This window comes from Bradyrhizobium sp. ORS 285, assembly GCF_900176205.1.
Lineage (GTDB): Bacteria > Pseudomonadota > Alphaproteobacteria > Rhizobiales > Xanthobacteraceae > Bradyrhizobium.
The window spans coordinates 229,333-249,924 of record NZ_LT859959.1 but is presented as its reverse complement, the minus strand read 5'-3'; the positions used below and the strand labels follow the sequence as shown (position 1 = coordinate 249,924).

Sequence of the window (20,592 nt, the reverse complement as noted above, 5' to 3'; positions counted from 1 at the left end):
GCCGCCTCATCACTGCCGCGGAGTATGGGTCCCGGGTCGGCGCCCCGCCGCCGCTTCGCGGCGTCGTGGCTTGCCCGGGACGACAGCGGAATATGACGCGCCTGACGAGCGCTCCACAGCGCCCGATTTGCGTGGGGAACGCGCCGGATTCTGCCGTTCCGAGGGTGTCAATCCCTGCCAAATTCCCTACATTGCGGCCATGCCCAAAGCTCCCCAGAAAGCCGCCGTCACGCCCGCCACCCCTGTGCCCGCTGCGGCCAAGGCCGCGACCAAGGGCGACCATGTGTTCCTGGTCGACGGCTCGTCCTACATCTTCCGCGCCTATCACGCGCTGCCGCCGCTCAACCGCAAGTCCGACGGCTTGAACGTCAATGCCGTGCTCGGCTTCTGCAACATGCTGTGGAAGCTCTTGCGCGACATGCCCGAGACCGACCGGCCGACGCATCTGGCGATCGTGTTCGACAAGTCCGAGGTCACGTTCCGCAACAAGATCTACTCCGAGTACAAGGCGCACCGCCCGCCGGCGCCTGACGATCTGATCCCGCAATTCGCGCTGATCCGCGAGGCCGTGCGCGCGTTCGACCTGCCCTGCCTGGAGCAGGGCGGTTTCGAGGCCGACGACCTGATCGCGACGTATGCGCGGCTCGCCTGCGAGCGCGGCGCCACCACCACCATCGTGTCCTCCGACAAGGACCTGATGCAGCTCGTCAACGACTGCGTCACGATGTACGACACCATGAAGGACCGTCGCATCGGCATCGCCGAGGTGATCGAGAAGTTCGGCGTGCCGCCGGAGAAGGTCGTCGAGGTGCAGGCGCTGGCCGGCGACTCCACCGACAACGTGCCCGGCGTGCCCGGCATCGGCATCAAGACCGCGGCGCAGCTGATCAACGACTATGGTGATCTCGAAAGCCTGCTGACGCGCGCGCCCGAAATCAAGCAGCCGAAGCGGCGCGAGGCGCTGATCGAGAATGCCGAGAAGGCACGGATCTCGCGCCAGCTGGTGCTGCTCGACGACAAGGTCGCGCTCGAGGTGCCGCTCGACGACCTCGCGGTGCACGAGCCCGATCCGCGCAAGCTGATCGCGTTCCTGAAAGCGATGGAGTTCTCGACGCTGACGCGGCGCGTCGCGGAGTATTCGCAGATCGATCCGGCCGATGTGACGGCGGACGAGAATTTTAGGAGTAAGGCGGGCACTGCTTCCTCCGTTCCCTCCTCCCTTGCTGACCAGGGAACGGGGGCCCCCACGAACGGTCCCGCCGGAGCCCCCCCCTCCCCAACCCTCCCCCACAAGGGGGGAGGGAGCCCTCGCACCGGTGATCCGCGGACAGACAAGTCCGCGATGGGCAAGGGCACACCCGCGAACCTTGCCGAGACCCGGGCGGAGGCGGCGAAGAACGCGCGGATCGATCGGGACAAGTATCAGACGGTGCGGACGCTGCCCGAGCTGAACGCGTGGCTCGCCCGTATCCATGATTTCGGCCGGGTCACCATCGACGTCAAAGCCAGCTCGATCGACCCGATGCAGGCAAGCCTGTGCGGCCTCTCGCTGGCGTTGGCGCCAAACGAGGCCTGCTACATCCCGCTGGCGCATCGCCAGGCCGGCGACGGCGGCGGCCTGTTCGATGCCGGGCTCGCGCCGGACCAGATCAAGGCGAGTGATGCGCTCGCGGCGCTGAAGCCGGTGCTGGAATCCGCAGGGCTCTTGAAGATCGGCTACAACATCAAGTTCATCGCGGTGCTGCTGGCGCAGCATGGCATCACGCTTGAGAACGTCGACGACATCCTGCTGATGAGCTACGCGCTCGACGCCGGGCGCGGCTCGCACAAGCTGGACTCGCTGGCCGAGCACGTGCTCGCCCATGCCATCCTCAGCGAAGGCGAGTTGATCGGCAGCGGCAAGAACAAGCTGACCTTCGAGCAGGTCGCGATTGACCGCGCCACGGCGCATGCGGCGGAAGCGGCCGATGTGATCCATCGCGTGTGGCGGGTGTTGAAGCCGCGCCTCGTCGCCGAGCGTATGACGGCCGTGTACGAGACGCTGGAGCGGCCGCTGGTCTCGGTGCTGGCCCGCATGGAGCGGCGCGGCATCTCGATCGACCGCCAGGTGCTCTCGCGCCTCTCCGGCGACTTTGCCCAGACCGCCGCGCGCGTCGAGGCTGAGTTGCAGGAGCTGGCCGGCGAGCCGATCAATGTCGGCAGCCCCAAGCAGATCGGCGACATCCTGTTCGGCAAGATGGGCCTGTCGGGCGGCACCAAGACCAAGACCGGCGCCTGGTCGACCTCGGCCTCGATCCTCGACGACCTCGCCGAGCAGGGCAACGACTTCGCGCGCAAGATCCTGGAATGGCGCCAGGTCTCCAAGCTGAAATCGACCTACACCGATGCACTGCCGACCTACGTCAACACGCAGACGCATCGCGTGCACACCACCTACGCGCTGGCGGCGACCACGACGGGCCGGCTGTCCTCGAACGAGCCGAACCTGCAGAACATCCCGGTGCGTACCGAGGACGGCCGCAAGATCCGCCGCGCGTTCATCGCGACACCCGGCCACAAGCTGGTGTCGGCGGACTATTCGCAGATCGAACTGCGGCTGCTGGCGGAGATCGCCGACATCCCGGTGCTGAAGCAGGCGTTCAAGGACGGCCTCGACATTCACGCGATGACAGCGTCGGAGATGTTCGGCGTGCCGATCAAGGACATGCCGAGCGAGGTCCGCCGCCGCGCGAAGGCGATCAATTTCGGCATCATCTACGGCATCTCCGCCTTCGGTCTCGCCAACCAGCTCGGCATCGCCCGCGAGGAGGCCTCGGCCTACATCAAGCGCTATTTCGAGCGCTTCCCGGGCATTCGCGCCTACATGGACGAGACCCGCGAGTTCTGCCGCAAGAACGGCTATGTCGTCACGCTGTTCGGCCGCAAGTGCCATTACCCGGAGATCAAGGCGTCGAACGCCTCGGTGCGCGCCTTCAACGAACGCGCCGCGATCAACGCGCGATTGCAGGGGACGGCGGCCGACATCATCCGCCGCGCGATGACCCGGGTCGAGGAGGCGCTGGCGCAAAAGAAGCTGTCGGCTCAGATGCTGCTGCAGGTGCATGACGAACTGATCTTCGAGGTCCCGGAGGACGAGGTCGCCGCGACCTTGCCGGTGGTGCAGCACGTCATGCAGGACGCGCCCTTCCCCGCCGTCCTGCTGTCGGTCCCTCTGCACGTCGACGCCCGCGCCGCCGACAATTGGGACGAGGCGCATTGAGCGGATCACCCGGCGCCCTCCCGCCTCATTGACTGGTGGTGTGAGCCCGGCCGCATCTCCGACCACTCCCGTCGTCCCGGCCTCGAGCCGGGACCCATACCCCCAGGGAGCGGTTTGAGGCACGCTCGCCATTGGCATTTTGCCCGACACGACCGCCGCGGCGTATGGGTCCCGGATCGGCGCCGTGTCGCGCTGGCGCGCGTCACGGCTTGTCCGGGACGACGGCGGAGTGAGACGGCGCATTCACGGCTCAAACAGTTGGAGCGACATACACGATCAATTGCTGCATCAACGACGGTTGGTGGAGGCCCGGCCGCATCGCCGATCTCTCCTGTCGTCCCGGCCTCGAGCCGGGACCCATACCCCCAGGGAGCGGTTTGAGGCAGGCTGGTCATTGACCTTTTGCCCGACACGACCGCTGCGGAGTATGGGTCCCGGATCGGCGCCGCGTCGCGCTGGCGCGCGTCACGGCTTGTCCGGGACGACGGCGGAGCGAGAAGACGCATTCACGATTCAAACAGCTGAGGACATGAGAGGCACGGCTTCGCAGTCTCGCGGCACATCGTGCCCGAGGCTTGCGATCGGTTCGCCCCTGCAAACAAGGCAAAGGGCGCAGGGAAGGCCGGGCCTCGACTGAGGCCCGTGGCCCGCCTGCGGAAAAAAATGCAGGCGGCAGGTACCACAGGTTCAGCCGGACAGACCCGGCCCTCCCTGCGCGATGGGTTTAACGTCTGCTCCGTGCTCTCCCCGGGGACCGGCTTTCTTGCCCCCGTCGCCTGCGCGACACGTCATGTCACGCCGACTTAGCGCCAGCATCGGGGCGCCAGGACCACACGGCTTGAACGTCCGCGAGCTGTCCATCGTCCAGCGCATCAGCACCCGACAAACCTACGGCCACCGCTCCCCGCCTCTACGTATCGTGACGACGCGTACGTCCCTCTGCATGAGGACGGGATGCGCGAAGTAGAGCATGATTTCGGAAAAATAGCAATACATTTTTTTCCGCGGCGTGCCGCGTCATGCGGACAACAGACGTCCCATCGAGGTCGCTCGGCCCGCGGCGGCTTTACCGATCGTTAGGCACGATGAGATCACGCCTGGTGATCCGGATCGCGGGTAACACGGCGTGCAGCGTCCCCTGGCAGAGTTGGCCGGCCCGCTTGCGAGCGATCGCATGGCGGCGCTGATCATGCTCCTTCAACGACCGTGACGATGGTGCCGAACATCCTGGCCTCGACGAGCTCCATGACCGCGATCTCAGCCGTACCTCCCCTTGCGACGCGCGACCGGCGCGCGGTGCTGGCTCTGCTGATCGCGGCTGCGCTCTACAACGGCGTCTATCTCGTCACCTGGTGGCTATCGTCCCCGCAGCCCGCGTTCGGCGACTTCTCCGGCCTGTGGTCGTTCGGCAAGTTCGCGGCGCAGTTCGGCGCCGCCATCTACGATCCGGTCGCGCTCGCCGAGTTTCAGCAGAGGCTGGATCCCGCGCTCGGCGGCGGCGGCTTTCCCTATCCCTATCCACCGACCTTCCTGCTGGCGCTGATTCCGCTCGGCATGATGGCGCTGCCCACAGCGTATGTCTGCTGGATGGGCGTGACGTTCGCGACCTATGGACTGGCGACGCTCGGCCGCGACTGGCGCTCGCCGTTCGGGCTCGCGCTGCTTGCTGCGCCGACGACGCTGATCAACGCCATCACGGGGCAGAACGGCTTTCTCTCGGCGGCGCTGCTGATCGGCGGGCTGCGCTTGCTCCCCCGTCATCCCGTCATCGCAGGCAGCCTGCTCGGCCTGCTCGCCTACAAGCCGCAATTCGTGCTGCTGATGCCGGTCGTGCTGCTGGCGTCACGTCGTTGGATCGCCATTCTGTCGGCGATCGCCACCACCGCCATCGTCGCCGTCGTGACCAGCGCTGCGCTCGATCCGCTGATATGGCTGCAATGGATCGTGAGATTTCCGGACTATCAGGCGCAACTCGGGGCCAACCAGGCCAGCCTCGATCACATGATGCCGACGGTCATCGCCGGCCTGCACGCGCTCGGCGCGCCGCCACCGGCCGGCGTGATGATCCAGCTCGTGCTGTCCTGCGCGATCGTCGTGATGGTCTGGAACGCCTGGCGGCGCGGCATGACGGACCAGGCGATCGCACTGGTCGCGGTCGGCAGCATCCTCGCAACGCCCTATGCGATGATCTACGACATGCCGATGGTCGCGGCGGGGATCGCGATGCATTGGAAGGCGCGGAGCGACGCCGGCGAGGCGATCGCGCCGCTGGAGATCGGCCTCGTCATTGCGCTCGGGGCCTGCATGCTCGCGATGATCGGGCACTCCGTGCCGCTCGCCGCCCCTCTCCTGCTGACGCTGCTAGTGCTGAGCATCGGGGCGTGTTCGGCCGCTCCCGCGGCAGCGCGCCTGCGCTGAATGCGACGCCGCCGATCGGCTGATTGCTCTCGGTGCAATTGATCGGATGACGATCGGCGATCGGCTGCGCTAGCATCGATGTGAAATCCTCATCGTCATGCCGGGTCATGCCGCACACATCATCCCTGCTCGCCTTCGCGCTGGTCTCGCTCGGCATGGTGCTGACGCCCGGGCCGAACATGATCTATCTGATCTCGCGCTCGATCACGCAGGGCCATGCCGCGGGCCTCGTATCGCTCGGCGGCGTCGCCTTGGGCTTCGTCGTCTACATGCTGGCCGCGGCGTTCGGCATCACCGCGCTGCTGTTCGCGGTGCCCTTCGCCTATGACGCGCTGCGCCTCGCTGGTGCTGCTTATCTCCTGTATCTGGCGTGGCAGGCGGTGAAGCCCGGCGGACGCTCGCCCTTCCAGGTGCGGAAGCTCACCATCGATAGTCCGCGCAGGCTGTTCCTGATGGGGCTGGTCACCAACCTGCTGAACCCGAAGATCGCGATGCTGTATCTCGCGCTGCTACCGCAATTCATCGATCCCACAGCCGGCAGCGTGCTGACGCAGTCGGTCGTGCTCGGCGCGATCCAGATCGTGATCAGCGTCAGCATCAACGCCGTCATCGCGATGGCCGCGGGATCGATCGCACTGTTCCTGGCGACGCGGCCGGCGTGGACGCTGCTGCAGCGATATCTAATGGGCACGGTGCTCGCCGGGCTCGCGATGCGCATGGCGCTGGAGGCGCGGCGTGGTTAGCGGCTCTCAATAGCGAACCAGCGACCCCGCCGGCTTGTCGGACCCCTCTCAACCCTCACCCTGAGGAGACCGCCCTAAGGGCGGTCGTCTCGAAGGGCGAGGCCACTGGCGGGGCCTCATGGTTCGAGACGCGCCGCGAGCGGCGGCCTTGCCTCGAATGACAGAATGGGCGCGTCGCTCCTCACCATGAGGGTCGGCTTACGAGATCGGCGCCGCACGTTGGTCATCAGCCGCGTGTTCATGGAGAGGGTCTGGCAGCGAACGCCGCACCGCGCCTTTCGCTCAATCCAGCTTCGCCTCCATGCCGCGCTTGACGGCGGGGCGGGCAATCAGCGCGTCGTACCAGCGCTTGACGTGGGGGAAGTCGGCGAGGTCGACCTTGTGGCGGGGGTGACGCCAGGCCCAGCCGAGGATGGCGAAGTCGGCGATCGAGAGTGGGCCTGCGACGAATTCGTGCTGCGCAAGGCGACGGTCGAGCACGCCATAGAGCCGGACCGTCTCGGCCATGTAGCGCTTCAGGCCGTAGGCGCGGTCCTGCTCGTTCTCCAGCGCGATGAAATGGTGGACCTGGCCGGGCATCGGGCCGAAGCCGCCCATCTGCCACATCAGCCATTCATAGACCGGGATCCGCTCAGCGAGCGATTTCGGCAGGAACTGGCCGGTCTTTTCCGCCAGATAGAGCAGGATGGCGCCGGATTCGAACACGCTGACCGGCTTGCCCTCGGGGCCGTCGGGATCGACGATCGCCGGGATCTTGTTGTTCGGGCTGATCGCGAGAAACGCCGGGGCCATCTGGGCGCCCCTGGTGATATCCACGGGGATGACGCGGTAAGGCAGCCCCATCTCCTCCAGCGCGACCGAGATCTTGCGGCCGTTGGGCGTGTTCCAGGTGTGCAGGTCGATGGTCATGCGCGGCGTCCTCGCGGAATGTCTTCCGAAATGTCTTGCTTGGGCTGTCGCTTCCCCTTAGCTCGAAACCGCGCCCGGCTCCAAACGTAGCGTTGTTGATGGGACATCCTGGCCGCTGGCCTCGGCCGTCCGGCCCCGATAGATTGCGCCACCCAGAATTCACTCAAGAACCGACCCCCAGGGGAAACCGCCGTGTCCAAATCCGCCTCCCGCGCCCGCCTCCTCGAGATCATCCGCAGGCGCTCGTTCGGGCGCGGCGAGGTCACCTTGGCGTCCGGCCGCAAGAGCGATTTCTATTTCAACCTCAAGCCGACCATGATGGACCCGGAAGGCGCGACGCTGCTCGCCGAGCTGACCTATGAGGCGCTGAAGGACGAGGGCTTCGATTATATCGGCGGGCTGGAGATGGGCGCGGTGCCGCTGGCCGGCGCAATCGCCCAGATCTCCTGGATCAAGGGCCATCCGATCGCCGCCTTCTTCGTCCGCAAGAAGCCGAAGGAGCATGGCGCAAGGCTCGCGATCGAGGGCCTCACCCGCGACGAGACCCTGGCGGGAAAACGCATCGTCGTGGTCGAGGACGTCACCACGACCGGCGGCTCGGCGATGAAGGCGGTCGAGGCGCTGCGCGAGGCCGGCGCCGAGGTGTCGCTGGTGTTCACGATGGTCGATCGCGAGGAAGGCGCCGCCGAGGCGTTCGCGGAGGCGGGCCTGCCGTTCCAGGCGCTCTACAAGGCGCGCGAATTCCTCTGAGGCGTTGGCACCCAAGGGGGTCCGGCACACCGGCGATGAACACGCCAAGAGGCGTGTTCATGGAGAGAGTTGACGGCGCGCCGACTTTCGCGGTCCGCGCACACCGCTCATTTACCAACGCCCATTAAGGTTACCGCAAAGCTGATGGCGCCATGTTGTGGGCATGGCCGGCCCGTTCGCGCATCATTGGCGCGGAGCAGCCGCAGCGTCAGATCTTTGCGGTGAGAGATGGAGTGGGCGTTGCGTCACGTGTTGTCGTTTCGGCGGGTGCCCCGCCGCGTCGCCGTCGCGACCATGATCGGCCTGGCCGCCTCGCTCGCGCTGGCGCCGCAGATGGCCTCGGCCGAGGGCCTGTTCGATTTCCTGTTCGGCGGTTTCAACAAGCCGCAGCCGCAGCGGCCGGCGCCCCAAGGCAGCTTCTTCGCCGATCCGTTCGGCACCAATCCGCAAAATCAGCCGCAGCCGCGCATGGCTTCGAGCGGATCGGGCGCGGCGTTCTGCGTGCGCAGCTGTGACGGGCGCTATTTCCCGCTGACCCGCGGCCTCGCCTCGCCGGCGCAGATGTGCCAGGCGTTCTGCCCGGCGAGCCCGACCAAGATCTATTACGGCTCCAACATCGACTACGCGACGTCAGCCAATGGCGAGCGCTATGCCGACAGCGAGACCGCGTTCGCCTATCGCCAGGCGCTGCGCGCCGACTGCACCTGCAACGGCCGCGATCCCGCCGGGCTCGCGCCGGTCGACCTGTCGCTCGACACCTCGCTGCGTCCCGGCGACGTCGTCGCCACCAGTGACGGGCTCGTCGCCTATTCGGGCCCGCGCGGCAGCGGCGGCCAGGCGGCCGACTTCAAGCCGGTCGCCTCATATCCCGGGCTGAACTCGGACATGCGGGCCAAGCTGAGCGAGATGAAGGTGGCGCCGGTGCGCGCCGAGATGCTGGCGGCCGATGCACTCGCCGCCATGCCGCCGGCTGAGACCAGTGCCGGCAATGTCAATGCTGGCAATGTCAGCGTGGCGCCGCCGCTGACGATCGCGCCGAAGCCGGCCCGCGCGAAGCGGGCGGATGTGGATTGAGCCTTAGCCCTCGCGGCGACGAACGACCCGGTCCGCAACGCGCCGCCGGGTTGCTGGCCGTGAGGGCAATCCTGGCTTAGCGCCCGACGATCACGCCGATGACGTTCGGCGCCTCGAGATATTTCTCCTCGATCGCCGCACGCGCAGCGGCACGGTTGTCCGGCGTCAGCAGGCCGCGCTTCTCGGCCAGGATCATCCAGCAGAAGCCCCACCAATCGCTCAGCATGCCCTCGTCGTCGACCAGATCGTAGCCCTGCTCGGCGGCAAAGATGCGCGCCCGCGCCTCGTCCAGGCCGTCGAGGAAGGTGTGGTCGGTGGCGGAGAACAGATCATCGGAAATATCGTCGGTGGTGTAGCCCCAGACCGACATGCAGACGGCGTTGAACGCACGGTCGATCTGGTCGTCGTCGACCGCCCGCTGCCGCGCCGTCTTGTGCAGCCGCGTCAGCGTGCGCGCGAAATCGGCGATGCGGGTGAGGGCCAGGGGATCGAAGGCGATGTTGGACATGGTGTCCTCGCGTGATGCACTGATGCCGGAGTGAGCGGATCGAATCGCTAAGGGGATAACGATCACTTGCTAAATTGTTCTTAATTTGTTCTTGCGAAAAAAGGAAGTACTGATTTATCGTCGTCCCGGCCCCCGAGCCGGGACCCATACCCACCGAAGCCGATTGGTTGGCACAGACCGATGAGCATCGAGGCCGCATGGACGGTCTACATCCTCTCCAGCGGCCATCACGGTACGTTGTACATCGGCGTCACCAACGACGTCAGAAAGCGCCTCGAAGACCACCGGGCCGGGCGGGGCTCCAAGTTCGTCAGCAGATACAAGGTTTTTCGGCTCGTCCACGTTGAGCGCTTCGCGAGCCCGCTCGAGGCGATCGCCCGCGAGAAGCAGCTCAAGAACTGGCATCGCGATTGGAAGGTCGAGCTGATCGAGAAAAATAGCCCCGATTGGAGTGACTTGTCGGGCCTCATCTTCGGCCGGTGAGTCTGGATCCCGGCTTTCGCCGGGATGACGAGGAGGAGAGTTCTTCGGTCCTCTCACGCACCATGTATCGGCCAGCCGCGTTCCAGCTGCGGAACTCCCGGCCCCGTTTTTGCATATTTTTCCATCACCTTGCTGTGCGGACCAGCCTTTCCCCGGGTTTCGGACCGCGCGCAACCATCGTATGCTTTTACCGGTTCCTCGTAGCATCACAGGTTTCAAGGTGACAGATCAGCCGTCCCAGCGCAGCTTCGTAAGCACCGGCCAACCCGTCGACGAATTGGCCGTCGCCGAGATCAAGAGCGACATCCTCGCGAAGCTTCGGCTCGCGATCGGCAAGGAAGCAAGCCAGGCGACGCAGCAGGACTGGTATCACGCAGCAGCCCTGACCCTGCGCGACCGCATCGTGCACCGCTGGCTGACGGCCGACAAAGAGAGCTACGACGCCGGCCGCAAGCGGGTCTATTATCTCAGCCTCGAATTCCTGATCGGCCGCCTGTTCACCGATGCGCTCAACAATATGGGCCTGATGAAGGTGTTCGAGACAGCGCTCGGCGATCTCGGCGTCGGCCTGATGGACCTGCGCAAATGCGAGCCGGATGCCGCGCTCGGCAATGGCGGCCTCGGGCGGCTGGCGGCGTGCTTCATGGAGAGCATGTCGACGTTGCAGATCCCGGCGATCGGCTACGGCATCCGCTATGATTTCGGCCTATTCCGCCAGGTGATCGTCGACGGCTGGCAGCACGAATATCCGGATGTCTGGCTGTCGTTCGGCAATCCCTGGGAATTCCAGCGCCCGGAGGTGGTCTATCACGTCCATTTCGGCGGCGGCGTCGAGCATGTCGACGACAAGGGCCGCGACCGCGCGATCTGGCATCCCGGCGAGACCGTGCAGGCGGTCGCCTATGACACGCCGATCGTCGGCTGGCGCGGCCAGCACGTGAATGCGCTGCGGCTGTGGTCGGCGCGGTCGCCCGATCCGCTCAAGCTCGACGTGTTCAACTCCGGCGACTATCTCGGCGCGTCCGCCGAAGAGGCCCGCGCGGAGGCGATCTGCAAGTTCCTGTACCCGAATGACGAGAGCCCGGCGGGGCGCGAGCTGCGGCTGCGCCAGGAATATTTCTTCGTCTCGGCCTCGCTGCAGGACTTAGTAAAGCGCCATCTCGGCTCCGACGGCCAGCTGCGCAGCCTGTCGCAGAAGGCGGCGGTGCAGCTCAACGACACGCACCCCTCGCTCGCCGTGGCCGAGCTGATGCGTATCCTGGTCGACCTCCACAATTTCCGTTGGGACGAGGCCTGGAAAATCACGGTCGCGACCCTGTCCTACACCAACCACACGCTGCTGCCCGAGGCGCTGGAGACCTGGCCGGTCGAGCTGTTCGAGCGGCTGTTGCCGCGGCATCTCGAGATCATCTACCGCATCAACGCGCAGCACCTCGCGCTCGCCGAGCAGCGCGCGCCCGGTGATATCGACTATCGCGCGTCGGTGTCGCTGATCGACGAGAAGAGCGGCCGCCGCGTTCGCATGGGCCAGCTCGCCTTCGTCGGCTCGCACCGCATCAACGGCGTCTCGGCGATGCATTCGGACCTGATGAAGGAGACCGTGTTCCACGATCTCAACCATCTCTATTCCGGCCGCATCACCAACAAGACCAACGGCATCACCTTCCGGCGCTGGCTGACGCTCGCCAATCCGAAGCTGACGAGCCTGCTGTGCGAGGCTTGCGGCGACGCCATCGTCGACGATCCGACCTTGCTGACGAGCCTGGAGAGCTATGTCGCGGACTCCGGCTTCCACCAGAAGTTCCGCGCCGTGAAGCACCACAACAAGATCCAGCTCGCGCGGCTGATCGGCGAGCGCATGAATGTGCGGCTCGATCCGAGCGCGCTGTTCGACGTGCAGATCAAGCGCATCCACGAATACAAGCGGCAGCTGCTCAACATCCTCGAGGCTGTGGCGCTGTATCTCGACATGAAGGACGACCCGCAAGGAAACTGGGTCCCGCGGGTCAAGATCTTCGCCGGCAAGGCGGCGGCGAGCTACCGCTATGCCAAGCTGATCATCAAGCTGATCAACGACGTGGCGGAGGTCGTCAACAGTGATCCGGCGATCGCAGGCAGGCTGAAGGTCGTGTTCATGGCCGACTACAATGTCAGCCTGGCGGAGACGATCATTCCGGCCGCCGACCTCTCCGAGCAGATCTCGACCGCCGGCATGGAGGCGTCCGGCACCGGCAACATGAAGCTGGCGCTGAACGGCGCGATCACCATCGGCACGCTCGACGGCGCCAATATCGAGATCCGCGACAATGTCGGGGCCGAGAACATCGCGATCTTCGGCATGGAGGCTCCCGACGTCATGCTGCGGCGCCAGCAGGGCCTGGATGCCACCGACGTGATCCGCCGCTCGCCGCGGCTGGCGCGCGCCATCGAGGCGATCGCCTCCGGCGTGTTCTCGCCGGGCGAGCCGGGCCGGTTCGAGCCGATCGCGCATGCGCTGCGCCATCTCGACCACTACATGGTCTCGGCCGATTTCGACTCCTACTACGAGGCCCAGCGCGGCGTCGACGCGCGCTGGCAGACCACTCCGGCCTGGACCCGCGCCTCGATCCTCAACGTCGCGCGCATGGCGTGGTTCTCCTCCGACCGCACCATCCGCGAATATGCCGACGACATCTGGAACGTGCCGGTGGGCCCGGTCGTGGCGCCGGCGCATGCGCAGCGGGCGTGAGGCGCGGAGAACGTCGTTGCGTCGTCATGGCCGGGCTTGTCCCGGCCATCCACGTCGCTCGGCATCCTGGGAACCGCGTGGATGCCCGGGACGAGCCCGGGCATCACGGAGTAACGAACTCGAACAGTTGCTCGTCGCGAGAGTTCTTTGGGCTGACGCGTGACGTTATTGCCGGCGCCTGCGATTGCCTTTCACCTGACGATGATCATACGATCATTGTCAGGAGCAACGCATGACCGAAACGCCGACCACGCATCTGTTCGACGAGGCCACCCGCGTCACCGCCGGCGACAGTCGCTGGCAGGGCCGGACCAGCCCGGACTACTGGGCGTTCGTCGGGCCGTTCGGCGGCGTCACCGCAGCGACCGTGCTCCGCGCGCTGATCGAGCACCCGCAGATTGCGGGCGATCCGCTGGCGGTCACGGTGAACTACTGTGCGCCGATTGCGGAGGGGCCGTTCGATCTCGACGTGCGGCTGGTGAAAGCCAACCGCTCCTCGCAGCATTGGTGCGTGGAGCTGAGCCAGGGCGATGCCGACGCGGCGACGCTGGCCACCGCTGTGTTCGCCGAGCGGCGGCCGTCCTGGTCGCACCAGCCGGCGGTCAAGCCGGACGCGCCACCGTTCGATCAGGTGAAGCGCTATCCCGACGCCGCAATGTCCTGGACCAAGCAGTATGATTTCCGCTTCGTGGAGGGCCGTCCGGACTTCGGCAGCCGTTCAGAAGAACCGCGCAGCGCCTATTCACGGCTGTGGATCGCCGACCGCAAGCCGCGCAAGCTGGATTGCCTGTCGCTGCTGTCGATGTCGGACGCCTTCTTCGGCCGCGCCTTCCATGTCCGTGGCGAGTTGATCCCGTTCGGCACCGTGTCGCTGACGACCTATTTCCACGTCAGCCGTGAGGAGCTCGCGGCCGAGGACATCACGCATGTGCTGGCCACGGCAGATGCCAAAGTGTTCAACCGCAGCTATCAGGACCAGCATGGCGAGCTGTGGTCACCGTCCGGCCGCCTGCTCGCGACGACGACGCAGATCGCATACTTCAAGGCGTGAGGCCGGGACAGCAGCTAAAAAGACGGTGTCGTCCCGGGCTTGACCCGGGACCCATAACCACCGTCCGTAGTTTGGCGAAGGCTGGAGCTGCCTTCCCGTTTCAACCACGCCGTCCTGTGGTTATGGGTCCCGGCTCAAGCCCGGGACGACAGCGGTGAGTTTGGCGCGCCCTCGGCTGATCCGCGCTTGGCGCAGAGACAAAGGGGCAGCCGCAGAGCGGCTGACCTCTTGAGCTTGCAGAGCCCTACTCCGCCGCCAGCTTCACGTCCGGCGCGGCGGCGCGGACGTCGGCGTCGACCTGGGCTTCGAACTTGGCGAAGTTCTTCTGGAACATGCCGACCAGCGCGCGGGCGGTCTTGTCGAACTCGGCCTTGTCCTTCCAGGTGTTGACCGGATCGAGGATCTCGCTCGGCACGCCCGGCAATGCGGTCGGGACCGCGAAGCCGAAATATTTGTCGGTGCGGAATTCGACATTGCGAAGCGAGCCGTCGAGCGCCGCCGTCAGCAGCGCGCGCGTCACCTTGATCGGCATGCGCGAGCCCACGCCGTACTTGCCGCCGGTCCAGCCGGTATTGACCAGCCAGCAGTCGACATTGTGATCGGCGATCAGCTGGCGCAGCATGTTGCCGTAGACGGAGGGATCGAGCGGCAGGAACGGCGAGCCGAAACAGGTCGAGAACTCCGGCTGCGGCTCGTTGCCGAGGCCGCGCTCGGTGCCGGCGACCTTCGCCGTGTAGCCGGACAGGAAGTGATACATCGCCTGCGCCGGCGACAGCTTAGCGATCGGGGGCAGCACGCCGAAGGCGTCGGCGGCGAGCATCACCACGTTCTTCGGATGCGGCGCGCGGCCGGTGCGCGAGGCGTTCGGGATATAGTCGAGCGGATAGGCCGAGCGGGTGTTCTCGGTCTTGGAGCCGTCGTCGAAATCGGGAACGCGGCTGTCCTCGTCGAGCACCACGTTCTCCAGCACGGCGCCGAAGCGGGTCGACGCGGCGAAGATCTGCGGCTCAGCCTCCTGCGAGAGCTTGATGCACTTGGCGTAGCAGCCGCCCTCGAAATTGAACACGCCTGACGGACCCCAGCCATGCTCGTCATCGCCGATCAAGGTGCGGTTCGGATCGGCCGAGAGCGTAGTCTTGCCGGTGCCGGACAGGCCGAAGAAGATCGCGGTGTCGCCGTTCGGGCCGACATTGGCCGAGCAGTGCATCGGCATCACGCCGCGCTCGGGCAGATAGTAGTTGAGCGTCGTGAACACGCTCTTCTTCATCTCGCCGGCATAATAAGACCCGCCGATCAGGACGATCTTGCGGGCGAAATCGATGGCCACGACGTTCTGCGAACGCACGCCGTGACGTTTCGGATCGGCGCGGAAGCTCGGCATGTCGATGATGGTGAGCTCCGGCACGAAGGTGTCGAGCTCGATCTTCTCGGGGCGGATCAACAGCGTGCGGATGAACAGCGAGTGCCAGGCGAGCTCGGTGAAGACGCGCGTCTTGATGCGGAAAGCCGGATCGGCGCCGCCATACAGGTCCTGCGCGAACAGGCTCTTGCCTTCGGCGTGCTTGAGGAAGTCCTGATAGATCGTCTCGAACTGCTCGGCCGTGATCGACTGGTTGCCGGCCCACCACATCTTCTCGGTCGACGCATCACGGACCGTGAACTTGTCCTTCGGGCTGCGGCCGGTGAACTCGCCAGTATCCGCGCACAGCGCTCCGTCGGCCGACAGCACCGCTTCGCCAGCCGCCAGCGAGTACTGATAGAGCTGGGGAGCGCCGAGATTCCAGTGCACCTGCTTGAGGTTCTTTAAGCCGAACTTGTCGGCACCGAAGGCACCGTTGCGAATACCCGTCTCTTGCACGAAGATCCCTCCTGAGAGCCCGCATCGGTTGCGCGCGAGATTGGCGCGGGATGCGGTGACCGTTACCGTTTACATCGCCGTACCGAGGCGCGGTCGCCGACCTAATACTGATCAACGCTGGTCTTGCCAAGACGATCCGGCCAAATTGGTTATTGCTAACAGCTGATGCACGTAGCTCAAATTTCGCCGCGCGATGCTCATCCGAATGGCAGCCAACGCGGCCGCGGAGCATGCTGCAACGCAGCAGATATATCAGCGCGTTTCAGTTTCGCTAAGCCGTGCGAACAGCCTCCAAACGAAGGATCCGCGCTGCGAGATGAAGGTCCACCCTCCCGGACACGAGCGCGCACGCTCGTCGCTTCGGCACCTCATAAGTCCGTTAGGAACGGATCGCATCGCAGCCGCCGCGGTCGATCACCCCTCCTCCGGAGGGGCCGGGCCATCGCATATCACCGTCGAGGTTTTGCGCTCTTCTCTTTCCGCGTCGTGATGGCCGGGCTTGTCCCGGCCATCACGTCGACCGGCATGTCGAGAACGACGTGGATGCCGGGGACAAGCCCGGCCATGACGGAGTAACTAACTGGCAGCATTGCCGCGAGTTCGCGGCGTTCGCTGCTGTCCTCATGAATGATCCATCGATCTTCACTCGAACTAACTTACTCCTTCGCCCGCGCCTCATCGACCAGCCGCACCAGCATCTTGCGCAGGCCTCCCGGCGTGGTGACGCGTTCGGGAAAATCGAGCCGCAACGTCTTGCCATCGGCCATCAGATCGAGCCCGTCGGGATCACAGCCGCTGCAACGCCACTCGGCCGGCTCGGCACCGCACAGCTTCGTTGCATAGAGACCGAGCGCGTCGCGGTGATCGTCATTCATGTGATCGACGGCGCCCTGCTCCGCAGCCAGCAGCTCGGCAGCGTCCGACACATCGGTGAGAAACTGCTCGGGCTTGAGATCGACGATGCGACCGAATCCTGCAACGAGATGCGTAGCCGCGAGGCGAATGACAAAGAACGAGAAGTCGGCAAAATCGGCGTAGTCGCTCGCTGAGGGATGCGCATTGAGATACCGGCGACGCAAGCTTTCCCTGTTCTCATCAGTTGCCTGTTCGGCCTTGCCTGACAGCATGATCCGAGCACCCTCGAGCGGATCGCCCGGCGCGCGTTCATCGAGCATCAGCGACACGCGCGAATCGGCGAGAACGTTTTTCGTATGCACTGCTAATCGCGAGATCAGGATGATCGGTGCGCCGTCCGCGGCCGTGGCGACGTTGACGAGGGAACAATAAGGATCGCCCGAATCCGGCATCAGCGTCGCAAGAGCGCCTTGCCGGCTTCGGCGCAGCAGGGAGCGGGTCACGCGATTAGGGTTAAAGCTCGCAGACATCGTCTTTCCCTCGTCCATCCGGTTGCAATGAAGGCCTTTTTTCGGCTAAACGGGCCACAAACCTGGGCGCGGCACAAGACTTTGCCATGGTATTTGTGGAACTCGGTCACACTTCAGCCCAGCTTGCATTGCTCGTTGACCATGTTCGAAGCCCAAATACGCGGCCCTTATCTTGATTCTCGAAGTCTCGGCGTAACCAGACTCTGAAAGCAGGCTCATGCCCACAATCGCCTTGGTCGATGACGACCGTAACATTCTGACATCCGTCTCCATCGCGCTAGAGGCCGAGGGTTACCGGATCATGACCTACACCGATGGCGCATCGGCCCTCGACGGCTTCCGGACCAGCCAGCCGGACCTCGCCATCCTCGACATCAAGATGCCGCGCATGGACGGCATGGAGACGTTGCGGCGGCTGCGCCAGAAGTCCGACCTGCCGGTGATCTTCCTGACCTCCAAGGACGAGGAGATCGACGAGCTGTTCGGCCTGAAGATGGGCGCCGACGACTTCATCCGCAAACCGTTCTCGCAGCGCCTGCTGGTCGAGCGCGTCAAGGCCGTGCTGCGCCGCTCGCAGCCGAAGGATCCGACGGCGCTGCCGAAGGAGAACGACGCCAAGGCGCTGGACCGCGGCCTGCTCCGCATGGATCCGGAGCGGCACACCTGCACCTGGAAGAACGAGCCGGTCACGCTGACGGTCACCGAATTCCTGATCCTGCAGGCGCTGGCGCAGCGTCCGGGCGTGGTCAAGAGCCGCAACGCGCTGATGGACGCGGCCTATGACGACCAGGTTTATGTCGACGACCGCACCATCGACAGCCACATCAAGCGGCTGCGCAAGAAGTTCAAGATGGTCGACGAGGAGTTCGAGATGATCGAGACCCTCTACGGCGTCGGCTATCGCTTCAAGGAAACCTGAAGCATTGCCCGAAGCGACGTCATGCGAAATTGCGCGCTGACGTCGCGGCCTGGATTGGATAGACTACGCCTGCGCACATATTGAAGCGCAGATGCCGGAACGGGGCCATTGTTGCGGCGAATTGGTGCGGCAAGTTGAGATTGAGGTCTCGCGCGAGACCGCCGCACGACCCTTGTAGATCCGGAGCTTGCAAAATTCCGGAATCGGAGCACTCACATTGCTCGATCGCACGCAGTCTGACCAAGCCTTGAGCGCCGACGATTCTGCGGCGTTGACTGCCGCCGAGATGGCCGACGAGACCCCGCAGGTCTCCGGCTGGCAACGTCCGGTGAGCTGGCTGCGCCGCGCCGGGCAGTTCCTGTTCGCGCTGTCGTTCTCAAGCCTGACCCGGCGCATCGTCTCGCTGAACATCGCCGGCCTGCTCGCTCTGGTTGCGAGCATTCTGTATCTCTCGCAGTTCCGCGCCGGCCTGATCGATGCGCGCGCGCAGAGTCTGCTGGTCCAGGCCGAAATCATCGCCGGCGCCATCGCGGCCTCCGCGACCGTGCAGACCAACACCATCACCATCGATCCCGAGCGCCTCCTCGATCTCAAGCCCGGCGAGAGCTACGGCGCGCCCGACGAATATTCACCGCTCGACTTCCCGATCAATCCCGAGCGCGTCGCGCCGGTGCTGCGCACGCTGATCTCGCCGACCAAGACGCGGGCGCGGATCTATGATCCGAATGGCGGGCTCTTGCTCGACAGCCGCAATCTCGAAAACGTGCTGCGCTTCGACCTGCCGCCGCCGTCGAGCGAGAAGCCGGGATTCGTCGAGCGCGCGCTGATCTCGGTGCGCACCTGGCTCAATCGCGGCGACCTGCCGCTGTACCGCGAATACGGCCCGGAGAACGGCAACGGCTACGAGGAAGTCTCCGACGCGCTGAAGGGCCAGAAGCGCAGCATGGTCCGCGTCAACTCGCGCGGCGAGGTCATCGTCTCGGTTGCGGTCTCGGTGCAGCGCTCGCGCACCATCCACGGCGCCTTGATGCTGTCGACACAGGGCGACGACATCGACCAGATGGTCACCGCCGAGCGTCTCGCGATTCTGAAGGTCGGCGGCGTCGCCTCGGCGGTCATGATCGTGCTTTCGCTCTTGCTCGCCAGCACCATCGCAGGTCCCGTGCGACGGCTGGCCGACAGCGCCGAGCGCGTCCGCCGCCGCATCAAGACCCGCGTCGAGATCCCCGACTTCACCCGCCGCCGGGACGAGATCGGCCATCTCTCCGGCGCGTTGCGCGACATGACGGATGCGCTCTATGCCCGGATCGAGGCGATCGAGATGTTCGCCGCCGACGTCGCCCACGAGTTGAAGAACCCGCTGACCTCGCTGCGCTCGGCGGTCGAGACGCTGCCGCTGGCGCGCAACGACAACAGCCGCGCCCGCCTGCTTGCGGTCATCGAGCACGACGTGAAGCGGCTGGACCGGCTGATCTCGGACATTTCCGACGCCAGCCGGCTCGATGCCGAGCTGCAGCGCCAGGACATGACGCTGGTCGACCTGCGCCGGCTCTTGAACACGCTGACGTCGGTCGCCAATGAGACCAAGAAAAACGGCACTGATGTCGCCGTCGAGGTCCGCTTCGAAGGCCGCGGGGTCAACGACACCTTCTCGGTGCCGGGCCATGATTCGCGGCTCGGCCAGGTGATCTCGAACCTGCTGTCGAATGCGCAGTCGTTCTCGGCTGCCGGCGGCAAGGTGCGCATCACCTGCCGGCGCGTTCGTTCCGAAATCGAGATCACCGTCGACGATGACGGTCCGGGCATCCGCGAGGACGCCCTGCAGCGCATCTTCGAGCGCTTCTACACCGACCGGCCGCACCAGGGCTTTGGCCAGAACTCCGGTTTGGGCCTGTCGATCTCCAAGCAGATCATCGACGCCCATGGCGGGCGGATCTGGGCCGAGAACCGGCCCGGCCCGGTCGACGCCGACGGCAATCCGACCGTGGCGGGTGCACGCTTCATCGTCCGGCTTCCGGCGTCGTGAGCGCCGCCACGGCCAGCATCCATGCCTCCGCCGTCAAGGTCGGGGATCGCGCCGTGCTGATCCGCGGCCCCTCGGGCTCCGGCAAATCGCGCCTCGCCTTCGATCTGATTCTCGCCGGACGCGCGGGACAGATCCCACCGGCCGTTCTGGTCGGCGACGACCGTGTTCATCTCGCCACACGCGGCGGAGAAATATGGGTCAGTCCTGCCCCATCCCTGGCCGGCCTGATCGAGATTCGCGGCCTCGGCATCCGCTCCTGCGACCACGTGTCCGGGGCGCCGATTGGTCTCATTGTCGATTTGATGGCCGAGGATGCGGCGCGGCTGCCATCCCCGGAGGCGCTGCGTTGGCGCGAAAACGGTATCGAGCTGCCGCGAATTCCGGTCGGCAGGGGTTACGAGCCCCTGCCGCTGGTTGTGGCTGCGCTAACCACGACCGAGAGTTCATGACACGGTAATCTTTCGGCCGATTGTGTGGAGCG

15 protein-coding genes are annotated in these 20,592 nt (G+C 65.5%); 11 read left to right on the top strand and 4 right to left on the bottom strand.

From position 1 onward, the window contains the following. Window positions 1-199: 199 nt before the first annotated feature. The 3 genes from polA (at window position 200) to BRAD285_RS01085 (ending at window position 6,420) form a co-directional block, all read left to right on the top strand. Window positions 200-3,259 (top strand): DNA polymerase I, encoded by a 3,060-nt coding sequence (polA, locus tag BRAD285_RS01100; RefSeq protein WP_035645987.1) that lies wholly within the window; start codon window positions 200-202, stop codon window positions 3,257-3,259. A 1,245-nt stretch (window positions 3,260-4,504) separates the two neighbouring features. Next, window positions 4,505-5,677, top strand: coding sequence for a glycosyltransferase family 87 protein (locus BRAD285_RS01090; protein ID WP_006611460.1), 1,173 nt, complete (start codon window positions 4,505-4,507; stop codon window positions 5,675-5,677). Between the two features lie 107 nt (window positions 5,678-5,784). Further along, the gene (locus BRAD285_RS01085; RefSeq protein WP_006611459.1) at window positions 5,785-6,420 is read left to right on the top strand and encodes a LysE family translocator; all 636 of its coding nucleotides are present in this window, start codon (window positions 5,785-5,787) and stop codon (window positions 6,418-6,420) included. Between the two features lie 282 nt (window positions 6,421-6,702). On the opposite strand, the gene BRAD285_RS01080 is transcribed toward BRAD285_RS01085, so the two are convergent. Next, on the bottom strand, window positions 6,703-7,329 hold the full coding sequence (locus tag BRAD285_RS01080) for a glutathione S-transferase family protein (RefSeq protein ID WP_006611458.1): 627 nt from the start codon (window positions 7,327-7,329) through the stop codon (window positions 6,703-6,705). 192 nt (window positions 7,330-7,521) lie between these two features. On the opposite strand from BRAD285_RS01080, the gene pyrE reads away from it, so the two are divergent. Next, complete coding sequence (gene pyrE / locus BRAD285_RS01075; protein ID WP_006611457.1) at window positions 7,522-8,079, top strand: orotate phosphoribosyltransferase; 558 nt, start codon at window positions 7,522-7,524, stop codon at window positions 8,077-8,079. A gap of 240 nt (window positions 8,080-8,319) precedes the next feature. Further along, window positions 8,320-9,153 (top strand): DUF2865 domain-containing protein, encoded by an 834-nt coding sequence (locus BRAD285_RS01070; protein WP_006611456.1) that lies wholly within the window; start codon window positions 8,320-8,322, stop codon window positions 9,151-9,153. A 76-nt stretch (window positions 9,154-9,229) separates the two neighbouring features. On the opposite strand, the gene BRAD285_RS01065 is transcribed toward BRAD285_RS01070, so the two are convergent. Continuing rightward, window positions 9,230-9,661 (bottom strand): hypothetical protein, encoded by a 432-nt coding sequence (locus BRAD285_RS01065; RefSeq protein ID WP_006611455.1) that lies wholly within the window; start codon window positions 9,659-9,661, stop codon window positions 9,230-9,232. A 180-nt stretch (window positions 9,662-9,841) separates the two neighbouring features. On the opposite strand from BRAD285_RS01065, the gene BRAD285_RS01060 reads away from it, so the two are divergent. From BRAD285_RS01060 to BRAD285_RS01050, 3 genes are all read left to right on the top strand, one after another. Then, window positions 9,842-10,144: a GIY-YIG nuclease family protein gene (locus tag BRAD285_RS01060; RefSeq protein ID WP_006611454.1), complete on the top strand. Its 303-nt coding sequence runs from the start codon at window positions 9,842-9,844 to the stop codon at window positions 10,142-10,144. Between the two features lie 220 nt (window positions 10,145-10,364). Then, on the top strand, window positions 10,365-12,872 hold the full coding sequence (locus tag BRAD285_RS01055) for a glycogen/starch/alpha-glucan phosphorylase (RefSeq protein ID WP_006611453.1): 2,508 nt from the start codon (window positions 10,365-10,367) through the stop codon (window positions 12,870-12,872). 232 nt (window positions 12,873-13,104) lie between these two features. Further along, window positions 13,105-13,923, top strand: coding sequence for an acyl-CoA thioesterase II (locus tag BRAD285_RS01050; RefSeq protein WP_006611452.1), 819 nt, complete (start codon window positions 13,105-13,107; stop codon window positions 13,921-13,923). 244 nt (window positions 13,924-14,167) lie between these two features. On the opposite strand, the gene BRAD285_RS01045 is transcribed toward BRAD285_RS01050, so the two are convergent. Further along, on the bottom strand, window positions 14,168-15,781 hold the full coding sequence (locus BRAD285_RS01045) for a phosphoenolpyruvate carboxykinase (protein ID WP_006611451.1): 1,614 nt from the start codon (window positions 15,779-15,781) through the stop codon (window positions 14,168-14,170). A gap of 656 nt (window positions 15,782-16,437) precedes the next feature. Next, complete coding sequence (locus tag BRAD285_RS01040; protein WP_006611450.1) at window positions 16,438-17,166, bottom strand: HugZ family protein; 729 nt, start codon at window positions 17,164-17,166, stop codon at window positions 16,438-16,440. 217 nt (window positions 17,167-17,383) lie between these two features. On the opposite strand from BRAD285_RS01040, the gene BRAD285_RS01035 reads away from it, so the two are divergent. From BRAD285_RS01035 to BRAD285_RS01025, 3 genes are all read left to right on the top strand, one after another. Beyond that, a complete protein-coding gene (locus BRAD285_RS01035; RefSeq protein ID WP_006611449.1) occupies window positions 17,384-18,085 on the top strand; it encodes a response regulator transcription factor in 702 nt (233 codons plus the stop codon). Window positions 18,086-18,302: 217 nt separating this feature from the next. Further along, the gene (locus tag BRAD285_RS01030) at window positions 18,303-20,111 is read left to right on the top strand and encodes a sensor histidine kinase (RefSeq protein ID WP_006611448.1); all 1,809 of its coding nucleotides are present in this window, start codon (window positions 18,303-18,305) and stop codon (window positions 20,109-20,111) included. Further along, window positions 20,108-20,560, top strand: a complete 453-nt coding sequence (locus tag BRAD285_RS01025) for an HPr kinase/phosphorylase (RefSeq protein ID WP_006611447.1) — start codon at window positions 20,108-20,110, stop codon at window positions 20,558-20,560. Before BRAD285_RS01030 ends, BRAD285_RS01025 begins: the two co-directional genes overlap by 4 nt. The last annotated feature ends 32 nt before the right edge of the window (window positions 20,561-20,592 follow it).

Coding starts and splice junctions, on each gene's coding strand:
- polA (WP_035645987.1), top strand. CDS start 200: ATGCCCAAAGCTCCCCAGAAAGCCGCCGTCACGCCCGCCACCCCTGTG.
- BRAD285_RS01090 (WP_006611460.1), top strand. CDS start 4,505: ATGACCGCGATCTCAGCCGTACCTCCCCTTGCGACGCGCGACCGGCGC.
- BRAD285_RS01085 (WP_006611459.1), top strand. CDS start 5,785: ATGCCGCACACATCATCCCTGCTCGCCTTCGCGCTGGTCTCGCTCGGC.
- BRAD285_RS01080 (WP_006611458.1), bottom strand. CDS start 7,329: ATGACCATCGACCTGCACACCTGGAACACGCCCAACGGCCGCAAGATC.
- BRAD285_RS01065 (WP_006611455.1), bottom strand. CDS start 9,661: ATGTCCAACATCGCCTTCGATCCCCTGGCCCTCACCCGCATCGCCGAT.
- BRAD285_RS01060 (WP_006611454.1), top strand. CDS start 9,842: ATGAGCATCGAGGCCGCATGGACGGTCTACATCCTCTCCAGCGGCCAT.
- BRAD285_RS01050 (WP_006611452.1), top strand. CDS start 13,105: ATGACCGAAACGCCGACCACGCATCTGTTCGACGAGGCCACCCGCGTC.
- BRAD285_RS01040 (WP_006611450.1), bottom strand. CDS start 17,166: ATGTCTGCGAGCTTTAACCCTAATCGCGTGACCCGCTCCCTGCTGCGC.
- BRAD285_RS01035 (WP_006611449.1), top strand. CDS start 17,384: ATGCCCACAATCGCCTTGGTCGATGACGACCGTAACATTCTGACATCC.